Here is a 22,717-nt window from a genome sequence, read left to right as displayed (position 1 = left end):
CCGGGTCTTGGTTTACTGCGGGGTGCTGCTGTAAGACTTTTCGTGCGTATTCATATTCGAAAAAATATAGACAAGAAACACTGCTGTCAAAGGTCGAAAGTGAACCATCGGTCATTATTCAACTATTAGTCACGTGAATGATCGTGTTGTTCACGCGCCCCGTCTTGCCCTGACGGACGGTAAAAGGCGCCGCCAGCCCCTGAAAACAGGGGCGTAATAGAGCGTTTTGCAGGTCAATGACCTAGAATCGAGCGCAGGATTTTTCTACTGCTGCCCAGTCTGGAGCTGTCATGACCCCCGCATTGGATTTGTTGAAAAAAGTTCGGGCCGAACATCGTGTGCACAGTTACGAACATGATCCAAAAGCTGCGTCCTATGGATTGGAGGCCGCCGAGAAGCTCGGGCTCGACCCGGCGCAAGTGTTCAAGACCTTGCTGGCGGCCAGTGAAAAAGGTGAGTTGCTGGTGGCGGTGGTGCCGGTCGTCGGGAGTCTGGATTTGAAGCATCTGGCCCACGCGGCGGGTGTGAAGAAAGTCGAGATGGCCGACCCTGCGGCTGCGCAACGAGCGACGGGGTATCTGTTGGGCGGAATCAGTCCGTTGGGGCAGAAGAAGCGTTTGCGCACGTTTATCGACAGTTCGGCTCAGCCACTGGCGAGCATTTTTGTCAGTGCCGGGCGTCGCGGTCTGGAAGTTGAATTGGCACCGGCAGTGCTGGCCGAACACACTCAAGCGACGTTTGCCGATATCGGGCGCGTTTGAGGCCGGCAGTGGGTGCTGCGCTGTATGGCAAAAATCAGGCGGCTCTGTCACTGGTGCCGGTTTGCCGGGCGCTGCATGCTCGGCGGCCATACAAGGAGAGACAGTCATGCAGCTTGAGTTTCATCAAGTCGATGCGTTCAGTGATCGACCATTCAGTGGCAACCCGGCGATGGTGTATCGGCTGGATACCTGGCTCGCCGACGAACTGATGCAGAAAATCGCCGCCGAACACAATCTCGCCGAAACCGCCTTCGTGGTGCGTGAAGGACAGCATTGGCATATCCGCTGGTTTACCCCGACGACTGAAGTGCCACTGTGTGGGCATGCGACGCTGGCCAGCGCCTATGTGTTGTTTGAGGTCTATAAAGAGCCGGCCGAGCGTCTGGACTTCATTTGCAAGTCCGGCCCGTTGAGCGTGAGTCGCGATGGCGAGCGCTTGTGGTTGGACTTCCCGGCGATCACGCCCTCAGAAGTGGGTGTCACCCTGGACGTCGAGCGCGCGTTGGGTGTGGCTGCGGTCGATGTGCTGGGTTCCAATGAGCTGTTTGTGGTGCTGGAGTCCGAACAGGCTGTACTGGATTGCCAGCCGGACATGGTCGCCTTGGCGACGCTGCCGTGGCCCGGGGCGATTGTGACCGCCAAAGGCAACAAGCATGATTTTGTCTCCCGCTATTTCGCGCCAGCGATTGGCATCAACGAAGACCCGGTGACTGGCTCGACCCATTGCAGCCTGATTCCGTATTGGTCGAAACGGCTGGGTAAAACGAGCCTGACCGCGTATCAGTGTTCGAAACGAGGTGGGGAGTTGTTCTGTCGGTTGGAAGGCGATCGGGTAAAAATCGGCGGGAATGCAACGCTGGTTGCGAGCGGAACGCTGAGATTGGCCTAACGCTGATCTTTGTAGGAGCAAAGCTTGCTCGCGATGAACGATGACGCGGTGCGTCAGCTAAACCGCAGCGATGCTATCGCGAGCAAGCTTTGCTCCTACAGAAGCGGGGGAGTCAGTTGGTGGTGCTGTAGCGGCGCACGCCTGATTCAACGGCAGGAATCTGCGCGGCTGTACTGCCCGCCGCCTGAAACAACACCAGATGCTCAGCTGCAACACGAATGCCGACATCAGCGCCGACCTGACGATCGACATGGCTGGGGAATATCGATTCCAGCTGCGCCCCGGTCGGCATCTGCAACCGATACAGCGTCGACGCACCCTGGAACGACTTGCCAACAATGCGTGCTTTCAACGAACTGTCCGGCGCGTAGACGATATCGTCCGGACGCAGCAGTACGTCTACCGCGCCGCCCATCGGCCAGGTGTAGGCCCGATTGCCGCGTAGCTCACCCAACTCGGTCTGTACCGATTCCGGGCTGCTGAGTTGGCCACGGATGAAGTAACCCTGGCCAATAAAACTGGCCACGAACGGTGTTTGCGGTTCGTGATAAAGGTTGTAGGGCGTATCCCATTGTTCCAGGCGCCCTTCCTTGAACACGCCGATATGATCGCTCACGGCGAACGCTTCTTCCTGATCGTGGGTCACCAGAATCGCGCTGGTGCCACGCGCCTTGAGAATGTCGCGCACCTCATGGCTGAGCTTGCGGCGCAGCTCGCCATCGAGGTTGGAAAACGGTTCGTCGAGCAGTAGCAGTTGTGGTTCTGGCGCCAGTGCGCGGGCCAGGGCAACTCGTTGTTGCTGACCGCCGGAAAGCTCGTGCGGGAAACGCTTGCCGAGGTTTTTCAGGTTGACCAGTTCGAGCAGTTCTTCGGTGACACGATCCTTTTGCGGGTGCTTGCGGATCCCGAAGGCGATGTTCTCGGCGACGCTCAAATGCGGAAACAGCGCGTAGTCCTGGAACACCATGCCGATCCGGCGTTTCTCTGGGGCGAGGGTGAAACCGGCGCGGGAGATCGTCTCGCCGGCCAGGGTAATTTCACCTTCATGCACCGGTTCAAACCCGGCAATCGCCCGCAGGGTGGTGGTCTTGCCGCACCCCGAGGAGCCGAGCAGGCAGCCGATGTCGCCGGCGTTGAGGTGCAGATTGAGGTTCTGCACCACACGTTGATCTTGGTAGCCGCAAGCGAGGTTGCGCAGGTTCAGCAGTAATTCATGGCTCATGCGTGGTGATATGCCGGTTCGACGAGGAACTCAAGCAGGGCCTTCTGTGCGTGGAGACGGTTTTCTGCTTGATCCCAGGCGACGGAGCGCGGGTCATCCAGCAGGTCGAGACTGATTTCTTCGCCGCGGTGGGCCGGCAGGCAATGCATGAACAGCACATCGTCTGCGGCCAGGTCCAGCAGGGCGCGATTGACCTGGTAGGGCGCGAACAGCTTCAAACGCTTGGCGGTTTCTTCTTCCTGGCCCATGGAGGTCCAGACGTCGGTGCTCACCAGGTGGGCGCCGCGCACGGCGTCCTTTGGATCGCGGACGATCGTCACGCGATCACCGGCCCTGGCCACGAATTCGCGGTTGGGTTCATACCCTTCAGGGCAGGCAATGCGCAGCTGGAAGTCGAACTGGATCGCCGCTTCTATATAGCTGTTGCACATGTTGTTGCCGTCGCCGATCCAGGCCACGGTCTTGCCCTGGATCGAGCCGCGATGTTCGAGGAAGGTTTGCATGTCGGCCAGCAACTGGCACGGGTGCAAGTCATCGGACAGGCCATTGATCACCGGTACGCGGGAGTTGGCGGCGAATTCGGTCAGGGTGCTGTGAGCAAAGGTTCGGATCATCACTGCGTCGAGCATGCTCGACATGACGATCGCGCAGTCACCGATCGGCTCGCCACGGCCCAGTTGGGTGTCGCGCGGCGAAAGGAAGATCGCCTGGCCACCGAGCTGAATCATGCCGGCTTCGAACGAGATCCGGGTGCGGGTCGAGGACTTCTCGAAAATCATCCCCAGGACGCGGTTTTTCAAAGGCTCGAACAGTACGCCGCGGTTACGCAGGTCCTTGAGCTCAACGCCTCGACGGATCACGCTGACCAGCTCTTCGGGCGTGCAATCCATCAGGGAGAGAAAGTGCCTTGCGCTCATCATTGACTACCTTTTTGCTACAAACCGCAGATGCTCAAAGCCTTGTTTAACGGAACAACGGGCGAGACCTGCGGCGTAAGCCGCACGGGGCGACGAAATAGGGGAAGGCGCGATCTTATAATTAAATGTCGCGTCTTACCAATAGGGCTACGGTTTTTATGGGATTTCATAGAGGCTACAGGCTGATCGCCATAGCGCTTTTGAAGCCTTTTTCCTGACAGCAGCCGCTCATTTGTACACCGGGGCTGCGGGGCTTTGCAATCAAGCGGGGCGGGGATGGTGCTGCGGCGGTCGGTTTCTGACCTGACATTCGCAGTAATTGATGGCACTGTGCCTTCACTGAAACACTTGCTAATGCAAAGTGCTGGGTTATAAATAAGTCACGAGCGACGCAGGAAGCATTCGAAATGGAATCGAAAGAACAGCAGTTGATGGAATTACTCGGCCTCACCGCCCGCTCACTGACTCACCTGACCGCGTCCATGACGTCCATGTCTTTCGAACTGTTGCGCAGCGAAGACGAAGTCACGCGGGCCGCCGGACGACGGATGATCGACCGCATGGCAACCATCAGCTCGGGGCTCGATGAACATTGGCGACTGATTGGCGAGCTCACGGGCGTCTATGTCTCCCAGGAACAGATTGAAACCCTTCAGGAAATCCAGCTGCAGCCCCCGCCCAGGCTGCCGTCGAGTTAATCAGCAGCAGTCATCGGCTGGCCTGATAGTCGGCGATTCACAAGACGAACGTCGCTGGCGCAGTCGCGGGTCTGGCGCCATAGTTTTGTTCCCGCGGCCGCTATTGCCCGCCCAGAACAAGACAGAGACTGGCCATGACCAAGACTCTCCATCACCGTGCGTGCCACCTGTGCGAAGCCATCTGCGGCCTGACCATCGAAACCTCTGAGGTTGAAGGTGGCGGCGTGCAAATCACCTCGATCAAGGGTGACCCGCAAGATACGTTCAGCCGTGGGCATATCTGTCCCAAAGCAGTGGCGCTGCAAGACATACAGAATGATCCGGACCGTCTGCGTCAGCCGATGCTGCGTGTGGGCAGCGAATGGCAGCCTATCGCGTGGGAAGACGCCTTCGATCTCGTAGCCGAACGCCTGGCGGTGATTCAGGAGCGGCACGGGCAGAATGCGGTGGCGGTGTATCAAGGCAATCCCAGCGTGCATAACTACGGGTTGATGACTCATAGCAATTATTTCCTTGGCCTGCTGAAGACCCGCAACCGGTTTTCCGCGACCTCGGTCGACCAGTTGCCGCATCACCTGACCAGTCATTTGATGTACGGCCATGGATTGCTGTTGCCCATCCCGGACATCGATCACACCGATTTCATGCTGATCCTGGGTGGCAACCCGCTGGCCTCCAATGGCAGCATCATGACCGTGCCGGATGTGGAAAAACGCCTGAAGGCGATTCAGGCACGGGGCGGCAAAGTGGTGGTGGTCGATCCGCGCCGTAGCGAAACGGCAGCGATGGCCGATCAACATTTGTTTGTGCGTCCCGGTGGCGATGCGGCCTTGTTGTTCGGCGTGCTCAATACCCTGTTTACTGAACAGTTGACCCGCGACAGCCATTTGCCGGTGGACGGTCTGGAAGACGTGCGTCAGGCCATCGCCAGCTTCACCGCCGAAGCCATGAGCCCGCTGTGCGCAGTGCCGGCAGAAATGATTCGCCAGCTGGCGCGGGATTTTGCGGCGGCGAAGACTGCGGTTTGCTATGGCCGCATGGGCGTCTCGACGCAAGCGTTCGGTACGCTGTGCCATTGGCTGGTGCAATTGATCAATCTGGTCACCGGCAACCTTGATCGGGTCGGTGGCGCACTGTGCACCGAACCGGCGGTGGACTTGGTGGCCTCCACCTCGGGCGGGCACTTCAATCAATGGCAGAGCCGCGTGTCCGGTCGTCCAGAGTACGCCGGTGAGTTGCCGGTGTCGGCGCTCGCCGAAGAGATGCTCACCGAAGGGGAAGGGCAGGTGCGTGCGCTCATCACGGTCGCCGGTAATCCGGTGTTGTCCACGCCCAATGGCCGGCAGCTGGAGCAAGCGCTGGACGGTCTGGAGTTCATGGTCAGCGTCGACTTGTACATCAACGAAACCACGCGCTATGCCGACCTGATCCTGCCGTCGACGTCTGCCCTGGAAAACGATCACTACGACACAACGTTCAACATGTTCGCGGTGCGCAACGTGACACGCTTCAATCGCGCGATTCTGGCCAAGCCCGAAGGTGCCTTGCATGACTGGGAGATCTTTGTCGGTCTGGCCAAGGCATTTGCCGCCAGGACCGGCAAGGAACTGAAGCCGACCATCGCGCCTGCGCAAATGATCGACCGTGGATTGCGCATGGGGCTGTATGGCGATGCTTCGGCACAGAAACTGTCACTGGCAACCTTGTTCGATCATCCGCATGGGGTGGATTTGGGTGCGCTGAAGTCCAACCTGGCGCCGCGCCTGAAAACCGCCAATCAGCACGTGCAGGCAGCTCCGGCACCGATCCTTGCCGACCTGGCACGTTTCGCCGCGCTGCAAGCACCGGCAGCCGATGAATTGCTGATGATTGGCCGCCGTCATGTGCGCAGCAACAACTCGTGGATGCACAACTATCACCGACTGGTGAAGGGTAAGCCGCGGCATCAATTGCTGATGCACCCGGACGACCTGGCCAGTCGCGGGCTCAACGATGGGCAGCGTGTGCGGGTCAGCTCGCGGGTCGGCATGATCGAAGTGGAAGTGGTCGCCAGCCTGGACATGATGAAAGGCGTGGTCAGCCTGCCTCACGGCTGGGGCCACGCACGGCCGGGTGTGCAGATGACGATCGCCAGCGGTCAACCGGGTTCCAGCGCCAACGATCTGACTGACGAGTGTCAGCTCGACGAGCTGTCGGGGAATGCGGCGTTGAACGGCGTACCGGTGACAGTGGCAGCGGCGTGATCGTGTCTGTCGGGGAGGCCGAGCATGGCGCTCGGGTTTCCGTTACAATGCGCCACCGTGCCGACCTCTGAGTCGGAAAGTTCAGCCGAGGTGCTCCATGGATATCATCGAAACGATTAAAGAGCAGATTGCTAACAACACCATTCTGCTTTACATGAAAGGTTCGCCGAATGCCCCGCAGTGTGGCTTCTCCGCGAAAGCCGCACAGGCCGTGATGGCATGTGGCGAAAAGTTTGCGTACGTGGATATCCTGCAGAACCCGGAAATCCGCGCGAACCTGCCAAAGTACGCCAACTGGCCAACTTTCCCGCAACTGTGGGTGGGTGGCGAGCTGGTGGGTGGTAGCGACATCATGACTGAAATGGCTGCTGACGGTTCGTTGCAGACCACGATCAAAGCCGCTGTTGAAGCAGCAGCTGCCAACAAGACCGAAGCCTGATTCGGTCTCTGTAGGAGCAAAGCTTGCTCGCGATACAGGCGCCGCGGTTTAGCAAGAACACCGCGTCATCGTTCATCGCTGGCAAACCATGCTCCTACAGGGCATAAAAAAGCCCCGCCTCTATAAAAGAGTGCGGGGCTTTTTATTGTCTCGCGTTTAGCGGGCGCTAACTTACTCGTCTTCGCCCATCTGCGATTGCAGATAGTTCTCAAGACCGACTTTATCGATCAGGCCCAATTGGGTTTCCAGCCAGTCGATATGTTCTTCTTCGGATTCAAGAATGTCTTCGAGCAGTTCGCGGCTACCGAAGTCGCCAACGGTTTCGCAATGAGCGATAGCGACTTTCAGGTCGGCATGGCCGATGCGTTCAATACGCAGGTCACACTCAAGCATTTCCTTGGTGTGCTCGCCGATGTGCAGCTTGCCCAAGTCCTGGACGTTCGGCAGGCCTTCAAGGAACAGGATGCGCTTGATCAGCTTGTCCGCGTGCTTCATCTCGTCGATGGATTCGTGGTACTCGTGCTTGCCCAGCTTGTTCAGGCCCCAATCTTCGTACATGCGCGCATGCAAAAAGTATTGATTGATTGCGACCAGCTCATTGGCAAGAATTTTGTTGAGATGCTGGATGACTGTAACGTCGCCTTTCATGATGGGATCCTGCCCTAAGTAGCTGTCTATAAAGCAAGAGTTTGAGCCGCGCATGTAAGAGTGTCAAACCTAAGTTATTGAAACTTATATGAAAATTAATCGGAATAAGAATGTTTGTGTTCCGCGTCTAGAGCGTAAGCGGTTGATTTTCAGGCATAAAAAAACCGGACTTTAAGTCCGGTTCTTTGAAATGGGGTATTTACGCGGCAGTAAATTCGACAGGGAAGGGAATGGCTGCCTGGGCCGATTGCAATTTGGTCAGGGTTTCACGCACCACTTCCTTTGCAAGGCAGGCGCATTTGCCGCATTGGCTGGCAACGCCGGTGGCCTGACGGACTTCTTTGTAGCTGCAGCAACCCTCATAGATTGCATCGCGGATTTGACCGTCGGTGACGCCAGTGCAGAGGCAGACATACATAAGTGAAAACCGTCGTTGGTTGTGACTCAATTGCGATGGATCTTAATGTTAACGAGAATGATTGTCAAAGTGCTTTCTGAAAGCTTCACGTTATAAGCGCACGTGACCGACGAACGGTTTTTGCCTGGCAATCTGCCAGTCACTGACATGACTGGAAATTGGACGCTCCTGCAAAATCCGTTGAGGACAGCTCAAATACGCCGTGTATGATGTGCGGTCCTTGCGAAGGGGATCGTGTCACAGGGCTGTCGCCTGAGGGTGGCAGGCTGATGCGAATCCAGTTCTTCACGTTAATAGACCAGGAGATATCCAATGAGCGTACTCGTAGGCAAACAAGCCCCGGACTTCACCGTTCCAGCCGTCCTCGGCAATGGCGAAATCGTAGACAGCTTCACCCTGTCGTCGGCCATCAAAGGCAAATACGGCCTGGTGTTCTTCTACCCACTGGACTTCACCTTCGTTTGCCCGTCCGAGCTGATCGCTCTGGACAACCGCATGGCTGACTTCAAGTCCCGCAACGTTGAAGTGATCGCCGTGTCCATCGACTCGCACTTCACCCACAACGCCTGGCGTAACACCCCGGTAAACAACGGTGGTATCGGCGAAGTTCGTTACACCATGGCTGCCGACATCAAGCACGAGATCGCCAAGGCCTACGACGTTGAGTCCGAAGGTGGCGTGGCTTTCCGTGGCGCGTTCCTGATCGACGACAAAGGCGTTGTCCGTTCGCAGATCATCAACGACCTGCCGCTGGGCCGTAACATCGAAGAGCTGGTCCGTCTGGTCGACGCTCTGCAATTCCACGAAGAGCACGGCGAAGTTTGCCCTGCCAACTGGAAAAAAGGCGACAAAGGCATGACCGCTTCGACCGAAGGCGTTGCGGCTTACCTGACCGAGAACGCTGCTGCGCTGTAAGGCAGGTTCGAGGCATAAAAAAACCGGCCCTTGAGGCCGGTTTTTTTATGCGCGGGATAAACCTGACGACAGATCAGTCGTTGAAGTCTTCCCAGCCGCCCATTTCTTTCCAGCGATTGACGATGCCGCAGAACAGCTCGGCCGTCTTCTCGGTGTCGTAGCGAGCTGAATGAGCCTCACGACCGTCGAAGTCGATATCCGCCGCCTGGCAAGCCTTGGCCAGTACGGTTTGACCGTAAGCCAGACCGGCAAGGGTGGCGGTGTCGAAGCTGGAGAATGGATGAAACGGGTTACGTTTCATGTCCAGGCGTGCGACCGCTGCGTTGAGGAAGCCCAGGTCAAAGCTGCTGTTGTGCCCAACCAGAATCGCCCGTTTGCAACTGTTGGCTTTCAGGGCCTTGCGGATGCCACGAAAGATATCGGTGAGTGCAGCTTCTTCGCTCACCGCCATGCGCAGCGGATGATCGAGCTTGATCCCGGTGAACTCCAGCGCGGCGGCTTCGATGTTCGCGCCTTCAAACGGCTCTACACGAAAGAAGTAAGTGTGGTCGGGGTACACAAACCCTTTGTCATCCATCGCGATGGTAGTTGCAGCAATTTCCAGCAGGGCATCGGTGGCCGAGTTGAAACCACCGGTTTCTACGTCGACGACAACTGGCAGGTAGCCACGGAATCTGGCTGCCATCGGATGACGAGGACCGCCTCCGCCGCCTTGACCGTCCTGTTCGTCGTCGAAATGGTCTTCACTCACGCGTGTTCCTCCAGCAGGCGCCAGCGCAGTTTTTCACCGGCGCGCAGCGGGATAACAGTCAGCTCGCCAAATGGCAGGCTGGATGGGGCGGTCCACTCTTCGCGGACCAAAGTAATGCGGTCGGTGTTCGCTGGCAGGCCATAGAAGCGCGGGCCGTTGAGGCTGGCGAACGCTTCGAGCTTGTCCAGCGCATTGCGCTGTTCGAACGCTTCGGCGTACATCTCGATCGCAGCAAAAGCGGTGTAGCAACCGGCGCAACCGCAAGCGGCTTCTTTGGCGTGCTGGGCGTGTGGCGCCGAGTCGGTGCCGAGGAAGAACTTTTCGCTGCCGCTGGTGGCGGCGTCGAGCAGGGCTTCCTGATGCGTATTGCGCTTGAGGATCGGCAGGCAATAGAAGTGCGGCCGGATTCCGCCCACCAGCATGTGGTTGCGGTTGTACAGCAGGTGATGCGCGGTGATGGTTGCGCCGACGTTGGCCGAAGCCTCGTTGACGAACTGCGCGGCGTCGGCTGTGGTGATGTGTTCGAACACCACTTTGAGCGTCGGGAAACGCTCGACCACACGGCGCATGTGCTCATCGATGAAGATTTTTTCGCGGTCGAACACGTCGACATCGCCACGGGTGACTTCGCCGTGAATCAGCAACGGCATCCCGACTTCGGCCATGGCCTCAAGTGCAGGGAAAATCTTGTCGATGCTGGTGACGCCAGAGTCCGAATTTGTGGTCGCGCCGGCCGGGTACAGCTTGGCGGCGTACACGAAACCGCTGGCCTTGGCCTCGCGAATTTCTTCGGGCTGGGTGCGGTCGGTCAGGTAGAGCACCATCAACGGTTCAAAACGACTGCCGGCCGGGCGTGCAGCGAGAATCCGCTGGCGATAGCCGTCGGCTTCAGCGGCGTTGCGCACCGGAGGTACCAGGTTGGGCATGATGATCGCGCGACCAAAGGTGCGCGCGACATCCGCAACGGTATTGGTCAACACGGCACCATCGCGAAGATGAATGTGCCAGTCGTCGGGACGCAGCAGGGTCAGGCGGTCGGACATGAGGGGATTCCAGGCGGGTCAAACTCAGGGGAATGCTACCGGAAAAGACTCTTGCAGGCACTCGCTATCAAGTTTTGCAGGAACGTACCGATATGAACTACGTAGCCGTAAACACGCGTGTGTCGGTCTTTTTGTTGCAGAAGCCAGTGGAGCCTCCCGTGCGCCAGCGTTATTTAGCCTTGCTCAGTGTGTTTGCCAGCCTTCCTGCGATGGCGCTCACTTTCCAGACCCGTCTGGAGAATATTGAGTGGACGGTCGAAGGGGACAAGTTCGAATGTCGCCTGATTCAGCCGATCACCGATTTCGGGTCGGGTGAATTCGTTCGCCGTGCCGGCGAGCAGGCGACGTTTCGTCTGAAAGCCTACAACGCGATGATCGGCGGTGGTTCGGCGACCTTGCTGGCGGCTGCGGCACCCTGGCAACCAGGACGCGGCGACATCAACCTGGGCTCCGTGCGGATCGGCAGCGGCAACGTGCTGTTCAACAGCTCGCAAGCTCAGGCCGGGCGCTTGATCAGTGGGCTCATCGATGGCCGTAGTCCGGTAGTCCGGCACTCCTCCGGCGATGGCCGGGTGTCGGAAGTGCGTCTGTTGCCGGTCAAGTTCAGCAAGGCATTCAACGACTACCAAGGCTGCGTGGCGAACCTGCTGCCAAAGAATTTCGAACAGGTTAAACAGTCCGAAGTCGGCTTCCCGGGTGAGAGCATCGATCTTGATCCACAGGCCAAGGCCAAGTTGCAGGTGATGCTGGAGTTCATGAAGGCTGATCCGTCGGTCAATCACATTGAGCTCGACGGGCACTCCGACAACAGCGGTAATCGCCTGACCAACCGTGAGCTCTCACGCCGCCGCGCGTTGGCGGTGATGGACTTTTTCAAGGCCAACGGTATCCAGGAGTCGCAGATAACCCTGCGCTTCCACGGCGAGCGTTACCCTGTGGCGCCGAACACCAGTGCCACCAATCGGGCGAAGAATCGCCGGGTCGCGGTACGTCTGGAGCGTGTGGCACCGACCGATAAAGTCGCGCCTCAAATCGCATCAGGCACGCCGGCGGCCACTTCCTGACTTGCCGGTCATCGTCGCGCTCTCGACAGATTCTGTCGCTTCGTCGTCATAAGCTGTCGCGCCTCTGTAAATTGTCCCGTTTGAGCGGTAGACTTCCCGGCTTTCCGTAGAACCCCGTGGAGTGATGGCATGGCGGACGTAAACAAGGTCGTTCTGGCGTATTCCGGCGGCCTGGACACTTCGGTGATCCTCAAGTGGCTGCAGGATACTTATAACTGTGAAGTCGTGACCTTCACCGCTGACCTGGGTCAGGGCGAAGAGGTCGAACCTGCACGCGCCAAGGCACAGGCCATGGGCGTCAAAGAGATCTACATCGACGACTTGCGCGAAGAATTCGTACGCGATTTCGTTTTCCCGATGTTCCGCGCCAACACCGTTTACGAAGGCGAGTACCTGCTGGGTACTTCCATCGCTCGCCCGTTGATCGCCAAACGCCTGATCGAAATCGCCAACGAAACCGGCGCTGACGCCATTTCCCATGGCGCCACCGGCAAGGGTAACGACCAGGTTCGTTTCGAACTGGGTGCGTACGCCTTGAAGCCAGGCGTGAAAGTGATCGCTCCGTGGCGCGAATGGGACCTGCTGTCGCGTGAAAAGCTGATGGATTACGCTGAAAAGCACAACATCCCGATCGAGCGCCACGGCAAGAAAAAATCCCCGTACTCGATGGATGCCAACCTGCTGCACATCTCCTATGAAGGCGGCGTGCTGGAAGACACCTGGACCGAGCACGAAGAAGACATGTGGAAATGGACCGTCTCCCCGGAGAACGCTCCAGACAAGCCTCAGTACCTGGAACTGACCTACCGTAACGGCGACATCGTTGCACTGGACGGCGTCGAAATGACCCCGGCCACCGTGCTGGCGACCCTGAACCGCATCGGTGGCGAACACGGTATCGGTCGTCTCGACATCGTCGAGAACCGTTACGTGGGCATGAAGTCCCGTGGCTGCTACGAAACCCCGGGCGGCACCATCATGCTGCGCGCTCACCGTGCGATCGAATCGATCACCCTGGACCGTGAAGTGGCTCACCTCAAAGACGAGCTGATGCCGAAATACGCCAGCCTGATCTACACCGGTTACTGGTGGAGCCCTGAGCGTCTGATGCTGCAACAGATGATCGATGCGTCCCAGGCCCACGTGAATGGTGTTGTTCGCCTGAAACTGTACAAGGGCAACGTGATCGTGACCGGTCGCAAGTCTGACGAATCGTTGTTCGATGCCAACATCGCGACCTTCGAAGAAGACGGCGGCGCTTACAACCAGGCCGACGCGGCGGGCTTCATCAAGCTCAACGCCTTGCGCATGCGCATTGCTGCGAACAAGGGCCGGAAGCTTTTCTGAGCCCGTTGAAGCGGTGATAGAGCTGTGGCCTTGTCGGTGACAAGGCCACAGATCTGAAAAGGGAGCAGTTCCTGCCGTACATTGCTTATCCAGCGTTCTTCTTGTTACGCGTTCGATGACTTCTGCTTTTGCTCTCTCTGAATCCTGGAGCGTTGTCCTCCTCGGCTATCGGGCACTCACGCCATAGTCGTCATATCCTGTGAACTCACGTTGTAAGCCACCCAGAACACCGGGCTGTGGCGCTTCTTGGCTTGCCTTGAATACTTGAGCGCGCTTTCCTGCAGCAATGCCTCTGAGTCGGTACAGGTGAGAAACACTGTCAACCTCGCAGTGGTCCTCTGAGATGGCCGGGCCTCCTCAATCAAGGTGTTGAAGTCCATTTTCTTGCTCATCCTTCTTACATCGATGATGTACAAGCCTCTGAACGATGTCGGTAATCGTACTTGATGCTCGACCAGCAGCTCGGTGGAGTCTGTCGGGGGGAGGCGGTCCGGCTTATCCACGTCGGACATGACCTTTATGAAATGCTTTCCTTTCTCAAAATCGGAGGGGGCATAGAGTGATCGGTAGTTGAAATTGAGTGTGGCAAAGAATAGCAAGAGCAAATAAAAGGGAAAACTAATAAGGAACCAGATGTAAATCTCGCGCTCTTCATCGTCGAGAAAGGGAAGAGAAATAGCTGCTGATGCTTCAGACAGTGTTGCGAACAATGCAATGATTGTCATGGGGTTGGTAATTCTTTTTGGGGTTTCATCATGTTTTATGCTCATAAATAATAGTTTTCTCGGTTAGTTTGTTTTGTCGGTTGGTTTATGTTGCTGATGTTTGTGGGTTTATTTGTTTGTGAAGTTGCTTGTGGGTATGTGCCCTTTGTTTGGTTTGTTGGTGATTGCTATCGTAGCTGGGTTTGTGGTGGTTTCGGCGTGTTTGTTATTCGTATTTAATAAGTATCAGGCGGGCCTTTGTATTTAAGTGTTGCCGATTGTTCGTTTTTAATAATGGTTTGAGTCGGGAGTGGGGTGTTTGGCGTTCAGGGACGAAGTATTTTATCTTGACGCACCGGTTGATTCTTGAGCGTAGTTCAGTTTTTATCGTTTGCCGGGACGTCCGCTCAGTATTTTTTTCATTTCTTCGATGTGAATCGATACAAATAACATTTTGAAAGCGGTGCGTTGGCAGGCAGGTTAAATTTCAGACACACAGTATTTGTGCATTTTTTGTAAGACTTATCCTTCTTGTTTGTAGGGAATGTCTTTCGGTGCGGGTCGCCGAGGGGGGCGGCATGCCACGGATGAAACGACTAGGCTATTGTGCGGGCTCTAAAAATTCGAACAGCGAAATTGGACTTGCCCATGAATAAAGTGCTGATCGTGGATGATCACCCCGTCATTCGTCTTGCGGTACGTATGCTAATGGAGCGACATGGCTACGAAGTCATTGCAGAAACAGATAACGGCGTGGACGCACTGCAACTTGCCCGCGAACTTATGCCGGATATTGTCATTCTGGATATTGGAATACCGAAGCTGGATGGATTGGAAGTCATTGCGCGACTGACATCGACGGCGATGCCGCTGAAAGTGTTGATACTGACCTCGCAGGCGCCTGGGCATTTCTCCATGCGTTGCATGCAATCGGGGGCTGCCGGTTATGTCTGCAAACAGCAGGACCTCACTGAATTGCTCAGTGCGATAAAAGCCGTGTTGTCAGGCTACAGTTACTTTCCGAATCAAGCGTTGCATACCGTTCGGTCCAGCCTTGGAAATGCCAGTGAAGCCGATATGGTTGATCGCCTTTCGGGGCGCGAAATGATGGTCTTGCAACAGTTGGCCAGAGGAAAGACAAACAAGGAGATCGCCGATGGAATGTTCCTCAGCAATAAAACCGTCAGTACTTACAAGACCCGGCTGTTGTTAAAGCTCAATGCTCGCTCCCTGGTCGATCTGATTGAACTGGCTCAACGCAATGGCTTGGTATAAGTGTCGCTATCATTTGACGAGGTCACGATGAGAGGGCGCTCATCAAGAATTGGCACTTAGTAAAAAGCCTCCGTTTCGGGAGGCTTTTAAGTGCTACAAGTCAAAATCGTAATCGGCCAATTGCTTTTGCAGTCGGCGCTCCTCCAGCAAATTGTCGATGGTGCGACGTTTGCTCAGGTTGGTCTTTGCCACTTCAACCACCGGTTCAGCGTCATCGGCTTCAACGGGTGTGAAGTCGTCTTCTACGTCCAATTGCTCTTTGCCAGTGCTCATAAGGTCAACTCCAGGCTAAGACTGCCTTTGGCGCCCCTTATATCGGCAATCGTCCGGCGGGTAAAAAAGATTTTTTCAATCGATACATCAATATTTTTAATAGTGCCTCAATCGTCTGAGGTCTTGTGCTTGTATTCGCACAAATCCTCGATCCGGCAACTGCCGCAGCGAGGCTTGCGAGCCAGGCACACGTAACGCCCATGCAAGATCAACCAGTGGTGGGAATCGAGCAGGTATTGCCTGGGCACAAACTTCATCAGTTTCTGCTCCACCTCGACCACATTTTTGCCGGGAGCAATGCCGGTGCGATTGCTGACCCGGAAGATGTGGGTGTCCACCGCCATGGTCAGTTGGCGAAAGGCGGTATTGAGCACCACGTTCGCCGTCTTGCGACCGACGCCGGGCAGCGCTTCCAGTTCCTCGCGGGTTTGCGGTACTTCGCCGCCATGGCGCTCCACGAGCAGGCGGCAGGTTTCGATCACGTTTTTCGCTTTGCTGTTAAACAAACCGATGGTCTTGATGTATTGCGACAACCCCTCGACGCCTAACGCGTGGATCGCCGCTGGCGTATTGGCCACTGGATAGAGTTTGGCTGTGGCCTTGTTGACGCCGACATCGGTCGACTGGGCGGAAAGAATCACTGCAATCAGCAATTCAAACGGCGATGAATAAGCCAGTTCAGTCTTCGGCTCCGGATTGTCTTCGTGAAACCGGCGGAAAATTTCCAAACGTTTTGCGGCATTCATGGGCGATGCGTTTCCTCGAAAACAGTCAATCAATGGGAGGGCGTCGAACGGGCCCACGCCTGACGTACAGCGATCAGTACCCCCAGCAGGATGAATCCGCCAGGGGCCAGGGTGGCAAGGTGCAGGCCACCATTACCAATGAGTTCGCGCAGCAGACCCAAGCCCACCATCAACACGCCAAACAGAGCGCACAGACGTAGCCGATCAAGGCGTGGGCTCTGGAAAAATCCGTTGTATTCCAGCACAACGCATTGCAAGGCAATCAATCCGGTGTAAAGAGCCAAAGGCTGGTGCCATTGAAGCGACCAGACCTGTGCTGCCATTTGCGCGCAACTGGTCAGCGTGGCGGCCAGCAGGATGCAGGCAAGCAAGCGGGCGGACGGAAGCAGCCGGGATCGCAAGGCCCACATGCCAACGCCATAAGCGCTAATGACTACGATGAACATCAGCCACAGCCCGAGCGCCGCCGTCCAGGAGGTCGTTGCACCGATCAGGGGCGCAAGCATCAGCGAGTTTTGCAGGGTCGATGACTTAGTCATGAGCGCTGTTCCCGATCATGTGTTGCGAGTGTTCATCGAAGTAACGCAAGGCGTCATGAATGGCGCTGATCACCGCTCTTGAGGTGATGGTGGCGCCCGCCACCTGATCGAATTGCCCCTGATCCTTTTTCAACGCCCAGCCCGTGTCGCCGGGGTCGTTCCGAGATTTTCCGGCAAACACCTGGAGCCAGGCATTGGGCCATTCGGCAATCTTTGCGCCCAACCCCGGGGTTTCCGATTGCTTGAGGGTTTTGACCCCCAGTAACTTGCCGCTAGTGTCGATGGCGATCAACAACTCGATCGAGCCTTCGTAGCCCAGGGTCTGGCTGCGCAGCAATACGGCGCTCGGTTGGCCGCCCTTGGTCGCGAGGTAGCCACCCAGCAGTGTGCTGTTGGCCAACGGGATGCCGACGAGGGCAAGTGGCTGTTCCAGCGGTTGATTGTCGTACTGTTGCGGCGGGAGCAGGTCCAGCAGCTTGCGGCTGTCGATCAGCCGTTGTGTCGCGGCAATGCGGGGTGCGCTGGTCTGTTGCACGAGGTAGGTCGCGCCGATTCCCAGTCCGGCCAGTAACACCACAATCACACCACTCGATGCGCGGCTCATGGGGTTACTTGCTCCTGCCTGGACGCGACAAAACGCTCCAGCGCCGGCACACACAGGTTCATCAACAGCACGGCAAATGCCACGCCATCCGGATAGCCGCCCCAGGTGCGTATCAGATAAGTCAGTAAGCCCACGCCGATGCCAAAGAGCAATCGGGCGCCGGGGCTTTTTGCGCCGGACACCGGTTCCGTGACAATGAAAAAGGCCCCCAGCAGGGTGGCGCCGGTGAGCAGATGAAACAGCGGTGAGCCGTGGGAGTCGGAACCCGAACCGTTCCAGCACAGCAGGCTGATGACGAACAGACTCGCGAGCATGCCGACCGGCGCATGCCAGCCGAACACCCGCCGTTGCAGCAGAAATGCACCGCCAGCCAGAAAGGCCAGGTTGACCCATTCCACGCCGCGCCCGCCGAAATGGCCAAACGCCGGGTTGCCGGCGAAGAGTTCATCCATGGTCAGGCTTTTATTGATGCGCAGGCTATCCAGCGCAGTGGCCTGCACCCAGGCGTCCGGTGTCTGGCCGAGGCTGAAGCCGAAAATGTGTTGCAAGCCGCCGAGCAGATCCATGCCGTGGGAGGACGGCCAGTGCGTCATTTGCTGAGGAAAGGTCACCAGCACCAAGGCGAATCCGAGCATCGCCGGGTTAAACGGATTTTTGCCGACGCCGCCATACAACTGTTTGCCCAGAAGTGCGAACGCCGACGCACAGACCGTCAGCCACCACGGGCAGTAAGGGGGCAAGGCCGCCGCCAGCAGGGTCGCACTGACCAGCGCGCTACCGTCGCTCAAGGTTGGCATGAGCGGGCGCTGGCGCAGTCGCATCACGGCGCCCTCAACAGCCAACGCGGTCACCGCCGTCAGTATCAGATTGATCAATACGCCCCAGCCATACAGCCAAAACAGCGTCAGCATCCCCGGCACGGTCGCCAGTAATACCAGCTTCATGGCCTGCTGGAGGCGTTCGTCCACCGGCTCAAGGGGCGACATAGGCATCCACCTGACGCTGTGCTTCCAGCAGCCGCGCGCGAGCCTTGTCGATCAATTCGCTCGGGGTGTCGACGCTTCGTTCAAGCTTGCTGACGTCGGCACGGGCGTAGGCCAGCTCGGTTTTCAGTTGTCGAAGCTGGCTGTCGATGGGACGTTTTTCGACGCGCACCAGGTCCGGTAGAGGTTGGTCGCTCGCTGCTTCAGCGGCGTGCAAAGCATGTTCCGCTTCGCCGAGTGCACGTTGCAGGGCTTCGATCTGCTCGGCCGGTGCTTCGCTGGCCTGGGCTTTCTTGAGTTCGGCGCGACGCATGGCCAACTGGATCTTCGCGCGTTTGAGATCGGCGTCCTTCGCCGGTGCAATGGTTGGCGCAGCGGGTGGCGGTGAAATGCTTTCCAGTTGCGCCAAGGCCTGCTCGGCCACCTCGAATTGTTGTTGCAACACGATCAGTTGCGACTGCTGCTCGAAGGTCGGTGGATGCCCGAAGGCCTTGAGCGACTTGTTCAGTTGCGCCCGACTCATCGCCAGGTCGATCTTGGCCTTTTTCAACGTGGCATCGGCGTTGGCCGCTTTTTGTGCGCGCACGCGTTCAAGGGCTGCCTGTACCGGGTCGGTCGTAGGCGCTTCACTGTGCACAACGGAGCGTTGGGCACGGGCCTGGCGTTCAGCGAGTTTTTGTTCCTCTTCGCGCTGCAGGCGGGCATTGCGCTGTTCAAATCGGCGTCGTGCCCGGTTGCGCTTGGCGGCGCGTGCCTGTTGCTCTTCAAGGCTTGTGGCCAGTCCGCCGACAATCGGCAGCACCGTGTCTAGCGGCAGCGGTCGCATCTCAATGCAGTCCACCGGGCAGGGCGCCACACACAGGTCGCAACCGGTGCATTCATCGACGATCACTGTGTGCATCAACTTGGCCGCGCCGACGATGGCGTCAACCGGGCAAGCCTGGATGCATTTCGTGCAGCCGATGCATTCGGCTTCACGAATGTAGGCTATCTGCGCCGGGGCCGAGCCACGACTGATGTCCAGTTCCAGCACCGGTATTTTCAGCAACTCGGCCAGGGCCTTGATGGTTTCGCTGCCGCCGGGCGGGCATTTGTTGATCGGCTCACCGCTGGCGATGCCTTCGGCGTAGGGCTTGCATCCGGGGTGGCCACACTTGCCGCACTGAGTCTGGGGCAAGAGGGTATCGATGCGTTGAATCAGACTCATGTTTTGATCAGTCCGCTAAATCCGAGAAATGCCACTGCAATCAGTCCGGCGCCGATCAACTCGATCGGCAGGCCTCGAAAGGGCAGGGGAATATCGTTATCGAGTGTGCGCTGGCGCAAATCGCTGAACAGGCTCAGCACCAGCCAAAACCCCAGCCCGGTGCCGAGGCTCAGGGCGGTTGCGTGAAAGAATCCTTTGTCGTCCTGGGCGTTGAGCAGCGTCAGGCCGAGCACGCCCGCGTTGCCTGCCAGCAGTGGCCAGAGGCCGTCGAACGCCAGTGTCGGCAGTAACCGTGACAGTGCTTTCAACAATGGCCCAATCAGCAGAACGCTCAATGGCAAGAACACGAATAGACGCAGTGATGTCAGATCCAGCGGCACCAGCAACCAACGGTTGGCCAAATAGCCCGACAGGCCGACGATCAGCGTCAGGCATGCCGTCGCTATACCCAGCGCATGGACTTGCCGATGCTCATTGCCCACCAGTGGATCGACGCCCAGCGGCCAGTGCAACACGACGTTGTTGATCAGGGCAGCGCTGATAAGCGTAAGCAGTATTTCGGTCATGATCGTGCCGGCAAGAACGGGGGCTTTTTAACTCAGCGGTCTAAAAAGCTTAGGCATTATCCGGCAAGGACGGAGGGGGGGCCAGATATGAAAATCCCACAGTCGCGTCATGCACGACTGTGGGATCGGTTTACTGCAACACGTTTACTTGATGCGCTGACCCGGCTTGGCGCCGCTATCAGGGCTGAGCAGGTAGATTTCTTCACCGCCAGGGCCGGCCGCCATCACCATGCCTTCGGAAATGCCGAACTTCATTTTCCGTGGCTTGAGGTTGGCGATCATCATGGTCAGGCGACCATTGAGCTTGGACGGGTCCGGATAAGCGCTCTTGATCCCGGAGAACACGTTGCGTTGTTCGTCACCGATGTCCAGGGTCAGGCGCAACAGCTTGTCCGCGCCTTCCACGTGTTCGGCCTTGAGGATCAGTGCGACGCGCAGATCGACGGCAGCAAAGGCGTCGAACTCGATCTGCGGCGACAGCGGATCCTTGGCCAGCTCGCCGTTGCCGGCAGGTGCTGCCTCGCCAGTGTCGGTCTGGCTGGCGGTCAGGTCTTCTTTCGAGGCGTCGGACATGGCTTGCACTTTCACCGGGTCGATGCGGGTCATCAACGGCTTGAACTCGTTCAGCTGATGGTTGCTGAGCAAGGTTGCGTGATCGTTCCAGGTCAGTGGCGCGACGTTCAGGAACGCCTCGGCATCGGCGGCCAGCAACGGCAGGACCGGCTTGAGGAAGATCACCAACTGGCGGAACAGGTTGACGCCCAGCGCGCAGATAGCCTGGACTTCGTCCTGCTTGCCTTCCTGTTTGTTCAGCGACCACGGGGCCTTGTCAGCGATCCAGGCGTTGGCACGGTCGGCCAGGCCCATGATTTCACGCATGGCGCGGGCGAAGTCGCGAGCCTCGTAAGCCTCGGCAATGCTCGGCGCCGCCGCCAGGAACGCGTCAGTCAGCTCTGGAGCGGCATTGCCGGCCACCAGTACACCGGCGTTGCCCTTGTGGATGAACCCGGCGCAACGGCTGGCAATGTTGACGACTTTGCCGACCAGGTCCGAGTTGACCTTCTGCACGAAGTCCTCAAGGTTCAGGTCCAGATCGTCGACGCCACGGCTCAACTTGGCCGCGTAGTAATAACGCAGGTATTCCGGCGACAGGTGATCCAGGTAAGTCCGGGCCTTGATGAAGGTGCCGCGCGATTTGGACATTTTCTGACCGTTGACGGTCAGGTAGCCGTGGACGTTGATGCCGGTCGGTTTACGGAAACCGGCGCCTTCGAGCATGGCTGGCCAGAACAGGGCGTGGAAGTTGACGATGTCCTTGCCGATGAAATGGTACAGCTCGGCGGTGGAGTCCTTGCCCCAGAACGCGTCGAAGTCCAGATCCGGCGTGCGGCTGCACAGGTTCTTGAAGCTGGCCATATAGCCGATCGGCGCGTCCAGCCACACGTAGAAGTACTTGCCTGGCTCGCCGGGGATCTCGAAGCCGAAGTACGGCGCATCGCGGGAGATGTCCCACTGTTGCAGGCCGGCATCCAGCCATTCGGCGATCTTGTTGGCGACGGCGTCTTGCAGCGTGCCGCTGCGGGTCCAGGTTTGCAGCATCTCCTGGAAGTCCGGCAGCTTGAAGAAGAAGTGTTGGGAATCCTTGAGCACCGGCGTGGCGCCAGAGATGGCCGACTTCGGATCCTTCAGATCAGTCGGCGCGTAGGTCGCACCGCATTTTTCGCAGTTGTCGCCGTACTGGTCTTCGGTGCCGCATTTCGGGCAAGTGCCCTTGATGAAGCGGTCGGCCAGGAACATTTTCTTTTCAGGGTCGAAGTATTGCGTGATCGAGCGCTGGGCAATGTGCCCGGCGTCGCGCAGCTTCAGGTAGATCTGGCTCGACAGCTCACGGTTTTCTTCTGCGTGAGTGGAGTGGAAGTTGTCGAAGTCCACCAGGAACTCGGCAAAGTCGGCGCTGTGTTCAGCCTGGACGTTGGCGATCAGTTGTTCCGGGGTGATGCCTTCCTTTTCCGCGCGCAACATGATCGCCGAACCGTGGGCGTCGTCGGCGCAGACATAAATGCATTGATTGCCGCGGTGCTTCTGGAAACGCACCCACATATCGGTCTGGATGTATTCCAGCATGTGGCCAAGATGGATCGAACCATTGGCGTAGGGCAGGGCGCTGGTGACGAGGATCTTGCGTGGCTCGGACATGGGGCTCGGCTACTTGATGAAACGGAGGTCGGCCACTATAAAGCGCCGGCACATATTTTTCACCCCCGCGACCGGCACCGCGGACCTTTGTAGCAGCTGCCGAAGGCTGCGTCCGGCGGCGAAGCCGTCGTAAAACCGGACACCGCGGTGTTTCAGGTCATCCGGGTTGCCGGGATACACGACTGCTTCGCAGTCGAACGCAGGCTTCGCCAGCTGCTACAGGTTGCATCTGGCCACAGGATAATTGTCACGTCCTGAAAGCATGCCGT

Annotated in this window: 24 protein-coding genes; 9 read left to right on the top strand and 15 right to left on the bottom strand. The window is 57.8% G+C overall.

Translation table 11 applies throughout. From position 1 onward, the window contains the following. The first annotated feature begins 290 nt into the window (after positions 1-290). Both ybaK and AB4N76_RS08075 read left to right on the top strand, forming a co-directional pair. Positions 291-761 carry a Cys-tRNA(Pro) deacylase gene (ybaK, locus tag AB4N76_RS08080; RefSeq protein WP_046026546.1) on the top strand — a complete coding sequence of 157 codons (471 nt, stop codon included), beginning with the start codon at positions 291-293 and terminating at the stop codon, positions 759-761. Positions 762-867: 106 nt separating this feature from the next. Further along, a complete protein-coding gene (locus AB4N76_RS08075; protein ID WP_460164356.1) occupies positions 868-1,650 on the top strand; it encodes a PhzF family phenazine biosynthesis protein in 783 nt (260 codons plus the stop codon). 112 nt (positions 1,651-1,762) lie between these two features. On the opposite strand, the gene AB4N76_RS08070 is transcribed toward AB4N76_RS08075, so the two are convergent. Then, positions 1,763-2,872: an ABC transporter ATP-binding protein gene (locus AB4N76_RS08070; protein ID WP_046026542.1), complete on the bottom strand. Its 1,110-nt coding sequence runs from the start codon at positions 2,870-2,872 to the stop codon at positions 1,763-1,765. Then, complete coding sequence (gene argF, locus AB4N76_RS08065) at positions 2,869-3,789, bottom strand: ornithine carbamoyltransferase (RefSeq protein WP_046026541.1); 921 nt, start codon at positions 3,787-3,789, stop codon at positions 2,869-2,871. The genes AB4N76_RS08070 and argF overlap by 4 nt, the downstream gene beginning before the upstream one ends. A 407-nt stretch (positions 3,790-4,196) precedes the next feature. On the opposite strand from argF, the gene AB4N76_RS08060 reads away from it, so the two are divergent. From AB4N76_RS08060 to grxD, 3 genes are all read left to right on the top strand, one after another. Beyond that, positions 4,197-4,487 carry a hypothetical protein gene (locus tag AB4N76_RS08060; protein WP_046026488.1) on the top strand — a complete coding sequence of 97 codons (291 nt, stop codon included), beginning with the start codon at positions 4,197-4,199 and terminating at the stop codon, positions 4,485-4,487. A 134-nt stretch (positions 4,488-4,621) separates the two neighbouring features. Continuing rightward, entirely contained in the window at positions 4,622-6,730 is a 2,109-nt protein-coding gene (locus tag AB4N76_RS08055) for a molybdopterin oxidoreductase family protein (protein WP_046026487.1), read from the top strand. A gap of 97 nt (positions 6,731-6,827) precedes the next feature. Next, a complete protein-coding gene (grxD, locus tag AB4N76_RS08050) occupies positions 6,828-7,169 on the top strand; it encodes a Grx4 family monothiol glutaredoxin (protein WP_007943565.1) in 342 nt (113 codons plus the stop codon). Between the two features lie 171 nt (positions 7,170-7,340). On the opposite strand, the gene bfr is transcribed toward grxD, so the two are convergent. Together bfr and AB4N76_RS08040 are read right to left on the bottom strand one after the other, a co-directional pair. Next, positions 7,341-7,817, bottom strand: coding sequence for a bacterioferritin (bfr, locus tag AB4N76_RS08045; RefSeq protein WP_046026484.1), 477 nt, complete (start codon positions 7,815-7,817; stop codon positions 7,341-7,343). A gap of 199 nt (positions 7,818-8,016) precedes the next feature. Beyond that, positions 8,017-8,235 carry a bacterioferritin-associated ferredoxin gene (locus AB4N76_RS08040; RefSeq protein ID WP_007943567.1) on the bottom strand — a complete coding sequence of 73 codons (219 nt, stop codon included), beginning with the start codon at positions 8,233-8,235 and terminating at the stop codon, positions 8,017-8,019. A gap of 312 nt (positions 8,236-8,547) precedes the next feature. Between AB4N76_RS08040 and AB4N76_RS08035 the strand changes: the two genes are divergently transcribed. Then, the gene (locus AB4N76_RS08035) at positions 8,548-9,150 is read left to right on the top strand and encodes a peroxiredoxin (protein WP_046026483.1); all 603 of its coding nucleotides are present in this window, start codon (positions 8,548-8,550) and stop codon (positions 9,148-9,150) included. A gap of 73 nt (positions 9,151-9,223) precedes the next feature. On the opposite strand, the gene rnt is transcribed toward AB4N76_RS08035, so the two are convergent. Then, positions 9,224-9,901, bottom strand: coding sequence for a ribonuclease T (gene rnt, locus AB4N76_RS08030; protein WP_046026482.1), 678 nt, complete (start codon positions 9,899-9,901; stop codon positions 9,224-9,226). Further along, a complete protein-coding gene (gene pyrC, locus AB4N76_RS08025) occupies positions 9,898-10,944 on the bottom strand; it encodes a dihydroorotase (protein ID WP_046026481.1) in 1,047 nt (348 codons plus the stop codon). Before pyrC ends, rnt begins: the two co-directional genes overlap by 4 nt. Before the next feature lie 158 nt (positions 10,945-11,102). Here pyrC and AB4N76_RS08020 point away from each other — a divergent pair, with 158 nt between their 5' ends. Then, positions 11,103-12,008, top strand: a complete 906-nt coding sequence (locus AB4N76_RS08020; RefSeq protein ID WP_046026723.1) for a flagellar protein MotY — start codon at positions 11,103-11,105, stop codon at positions 12,006-12,008. Between the two features lie 129 nt (positions 12,009-12,137). Beyond that, complete coding sequence (locus AB4N76_RS08015) at positions 12,138-13,355, top strand: argininosuccinate synthase (protein ID WP_027922848.1); 1,218 nt, start codon at positions 12,138-12,140, stop codon at positions 13,353-13,355. Between the two features lie 176 nt (positions 13,356-13,531). Here the strand turns inward: AB4N76_RS08015 and AB4N76_RS08010 are convergent, their stop codons facing one another. Continuing rightward, on the bottom strand, positions 13,532-14,080 hold the full coding sequence (locus tag AB4N76_RS08010) for a hypothetical protein (RefSeq protein ID WP_460164355.1): 549 nt from the start codon (positions 14,078-14,080) through the stop codon (positions 13,532-13,534). A gap of 627 nt (positions 14,081-14,707) precedes the next feature. Here AB4N76_RS08010 and AB4N76_RS08005 point away from each other — a divergent pair. Continuing rightward, positions 14,708-15,334, top strand: a complete 627-nt coding sequence (locus AB4N76_RS08005) for a response regulator transcription factor (protein ID WP_007943575.1) — start codon at positions 14,708-14,710, stop codon at positions 15,332-15,334. A 93-nt stretch (positions 15,335-15,427) separates the two neighbouring features. On the opposite strand, the gene AB4N76_RS08000 is transcribed toward AB4N76_RS08005, so the two are convergent. From AB4N76_RS08000 to metG, 8 genes are all read right to left on the bottom strand, one after another. Next, positions 15,428-15,607, bottom strand: coding sequence for a PA3496 family putative envelope integrity protein (locus tag AB4N76_RS08000; RefSeq protein ID WP_007898493.1), 180 nt, complete (start codon positions 15,605-15,607; stop codon positions 15,428-15,430). A gap of 107 nt (positions 15,608-15,714) precedes the next feature. Continuing rightward, the gene (gene nth, locus AB4N76_RS07995; protein ID WP_046026478.1) at positions 15,715-16,353 is read right to left on the bottom strand and encodes an endonuclease III; all 639 of its coding nucleotides are present in this window, start codon (positions 16,351-16,353) and stop codon (positions 15,715-15,717) included. A gap of 29 nt (positions 16,354-16,382) precedes the next feature. Then, complete coding sequence (locus tag AB4N76_RS07990) at positions 16,383-16,892, bottom strand: Rnf-Nqr domain containing protein (RefSeq protein WP_077431345.1); 510 nt, start codon at positions 16,890-16,892, stop codon at positions 16,383-16,385. Then, positions 16,885-17,496: an RnfABCDGE type electron transport complex subunit G gene (locus AB4N76_RS07985; RefSeq protein WP_046026476.1), complete on the bottom strand. Its 612-nt coding sequence runs from the start codon at positions 17,494-17,496 to the stop codon at positions 16,885-16,887. The genes AB4N76_RS07990 and AB4N76_RS07985 overlap by 8 nt, the downstream gene beginning before the upstream one ends. After that, on the bottom strand, positions 17,493-18,482 hold the full coding sequence (locus tag AB4N76_RS07980) for an RnfABCDGE type electron transport complex subunit D (RefSeq protein ID WP_046026475.1): 990 nt from the start codon (positions 18,480-18,482) through the stop codon (positions 17,493-17,495). Before AB4N76_RS07980 ends, AB4N76_RS07985 begins: the two co-directional genes overlap by 4 nt. Beyond that, positions 18,469-19,686, bottom strand: a complete 1,218-nt coding sequence (gene rsxB / locus AB4N76_RS07975) for an electron transport complex subunit RsxB (RefSeq protein WP_077431346.1) — start codon at positions 19,684-19,686, stop codon at positions 18,469-18,471. The genes AB4N76_RS07980 and rsxB overlap by 14 nt, the downstream gene beginning before the upstream one ends. Further along, positions 19,683-20,252: an electron transport complex protein RnfA gene (locus tag AB4N76_RS07970; RefSeq protein ID WP_046026472.1), complete on the bottom strand. Its 570-nt coding sequence runs from the start codon at positions 20,250-20,252 to the stop codon at positions 19,683-19,685. Before AB4N76_RS07970 ends, rsxB begins: the two co-directional genes overlap by 4 nt. A 144-nt stretch (positions 20,253-20,396) precedes the next feature. Continuing rightward, positions 20,397-22,448: a methionine--tRNA ligase gene (metG, locus tag AB4N76_RS07965; RefSeq protein ID WP_077431347.1), complete on the bottom strand. Its 2,052-nt coding sequence runs from the start codon at positions 22,446-22,448 to the stop codon at positions 20,397-20,399. Positions 22,449-22,717: the final 269 nt, after the last annotated feature.

The organism is Pseudomonas sp. S2_F03 (genome assembly GCF_054668335.1).
Note: the sequence above shows the minus strand (reverse complement) of the source record. Positions and strands in the feature narration are given on the sequence as shown.

Coding starts and splice junctions, on each gene's coding strand:
- AB4N76_RS08075 (WP_460164356.1), top strand. CDS start 868: ATGCAGCTTGAGTTTCATCAAGTCGATGCGTTCAGTGATCGACCATTC.
- AB4N76_RS07985 (WP_046026476.1), bottom strand. CDS start 17,496: ATGAGCCGCGCATCGAGTGGTGTGATTGTGGTGTTACTGGCCGGACTG.
- AB4N76_RS08000 (WP_007898493.1), bottom strand. CDS start 15,607: ATGAGCACTGGCAAAGAGCAATTGGACGTAGAAGACGACTTCACACCC.
- AB4N76_RS08015 (WP_027922848.1), top strand. CDS start 12,138: ATGGCGGACGTAAACAAGGTCGTTCTGGCGTATTCCGGCGGCCTGGAC.
- AB4N76_RS07970 (WP_046026472.1), bottom strand. CDS start 20,252: ATGACCGAAATACTGCTTACGCTTATCAGCGCTGCCCTGATCAACAAC.
- AB4N76_RS08035 (WP_046026483.1), top strand. CDS start 8,548: ATGAGCGTACTCGTAGGCAAACAAGCCCCGGACTTCACCGTTCCAGCC.
- AB4N76_RS07980 (WP_046026475.1), bottom strand. CDS start 18,482: ATGTCGCCCCTTGAGCCGGTGGACGAACGCCTCCAGCAGGCCATGAAG.
- rsxB (WP_077431346.1), bottom strand. CDS start 19,686: ATGAGTCTGATTCAACGCATCGATACCCTCTTGCCCCAGACTCAGTGC.
- nth (WP_046026478.1), bottom strand. CDS start 16,353: ATGAATGCCGCAAAACGTTTGGAAATTTTCCGCCGGTTTCACGAAGAC.
- grxD (WP_007943565.1), top strand. CDS start 6,828: ATGGATATCATCGAAACGATTAAAGAGCAGATTGCTAACAACACCATT.
- AB4N76_RS08040 (WP_007943567.1), bottom strand. CDS start 8,235: ATGTATGTCTGCCTCTGCACTGGCGTCACCGACGGTCAAATCCGCGAT.
- AB4N76_RS07990 (WP_077431345.1), bottom strand. CDS start 16,892: ATGACTAAGTCATCGACCCTGCAAAACTCGCTGATGCTTGCGCCCCTG.
- pyrC (WP_046026481.1), bottom strand. CDS start 10,944: ATGTCCGACCGCCTGACCCTGCTGCGTCCCGACGACTGGCACATTCAT.
- AB4N76_RS08070 (WP_046026542.1), bottom strand. CDS start 2,872: ATGAGCCATGAATTACTGCTGAACCTGCGCAACCTCGCTTGCGGCTAC.
- AB4N76_RS08010 (WP_460164355.1), bottom strand. CDS start 14,080: ATGACAATCATTGCATTGTTCGCAACACTGTCTGAAGCATCAGCAGCT.
- bfr (WP_046026484.1), bottom strand. CDS start 7,817: ATGAAAGGCGACGTTACAGTCATCCAGCATCTCAACAAAATTCTTGCC.
- AB4N76_RS08055 (WP_046026487.1), top strand. CDS start 4,622: ATGACCAAGACTCTCCATCACCGTGCGTGCCACCTGTGCGAAGCCATC.
- ybaK (WP_046026546.1), top strand. CDS start 291: ATGACCCCCGCATTGGATTTGTTGAAAAAAGTTCGGGCCGAACATCGT.
- metG (WP_077431347.1), bottom strand. CDS start 22,448: ATGTCCGAGCCACGCAAGATCCTCGTCACCAGCGCCCTGCCCTACGCC.
- AB4N76_RS08060 (WP_046026488.1), top strand. CDS start 4,197: ATGGAATCGAAAGAACAGCAGTTGATGGAATTACTCGGCCTCACCGCC.
- argF (WP_046026541.1), bottom strand. CDS start 3,789: ATGAGCGCAAGGCACTTTCTCTCCCTGATGGATTGCACGCCCGAAGAG.
- AB4N76_RS08005 (WP_007943575.1), top strand. CDS start 14,708: ATGAATAAAGTGCTGATCGTGGATGATCACCCCGTCATTCGTCTTGCG.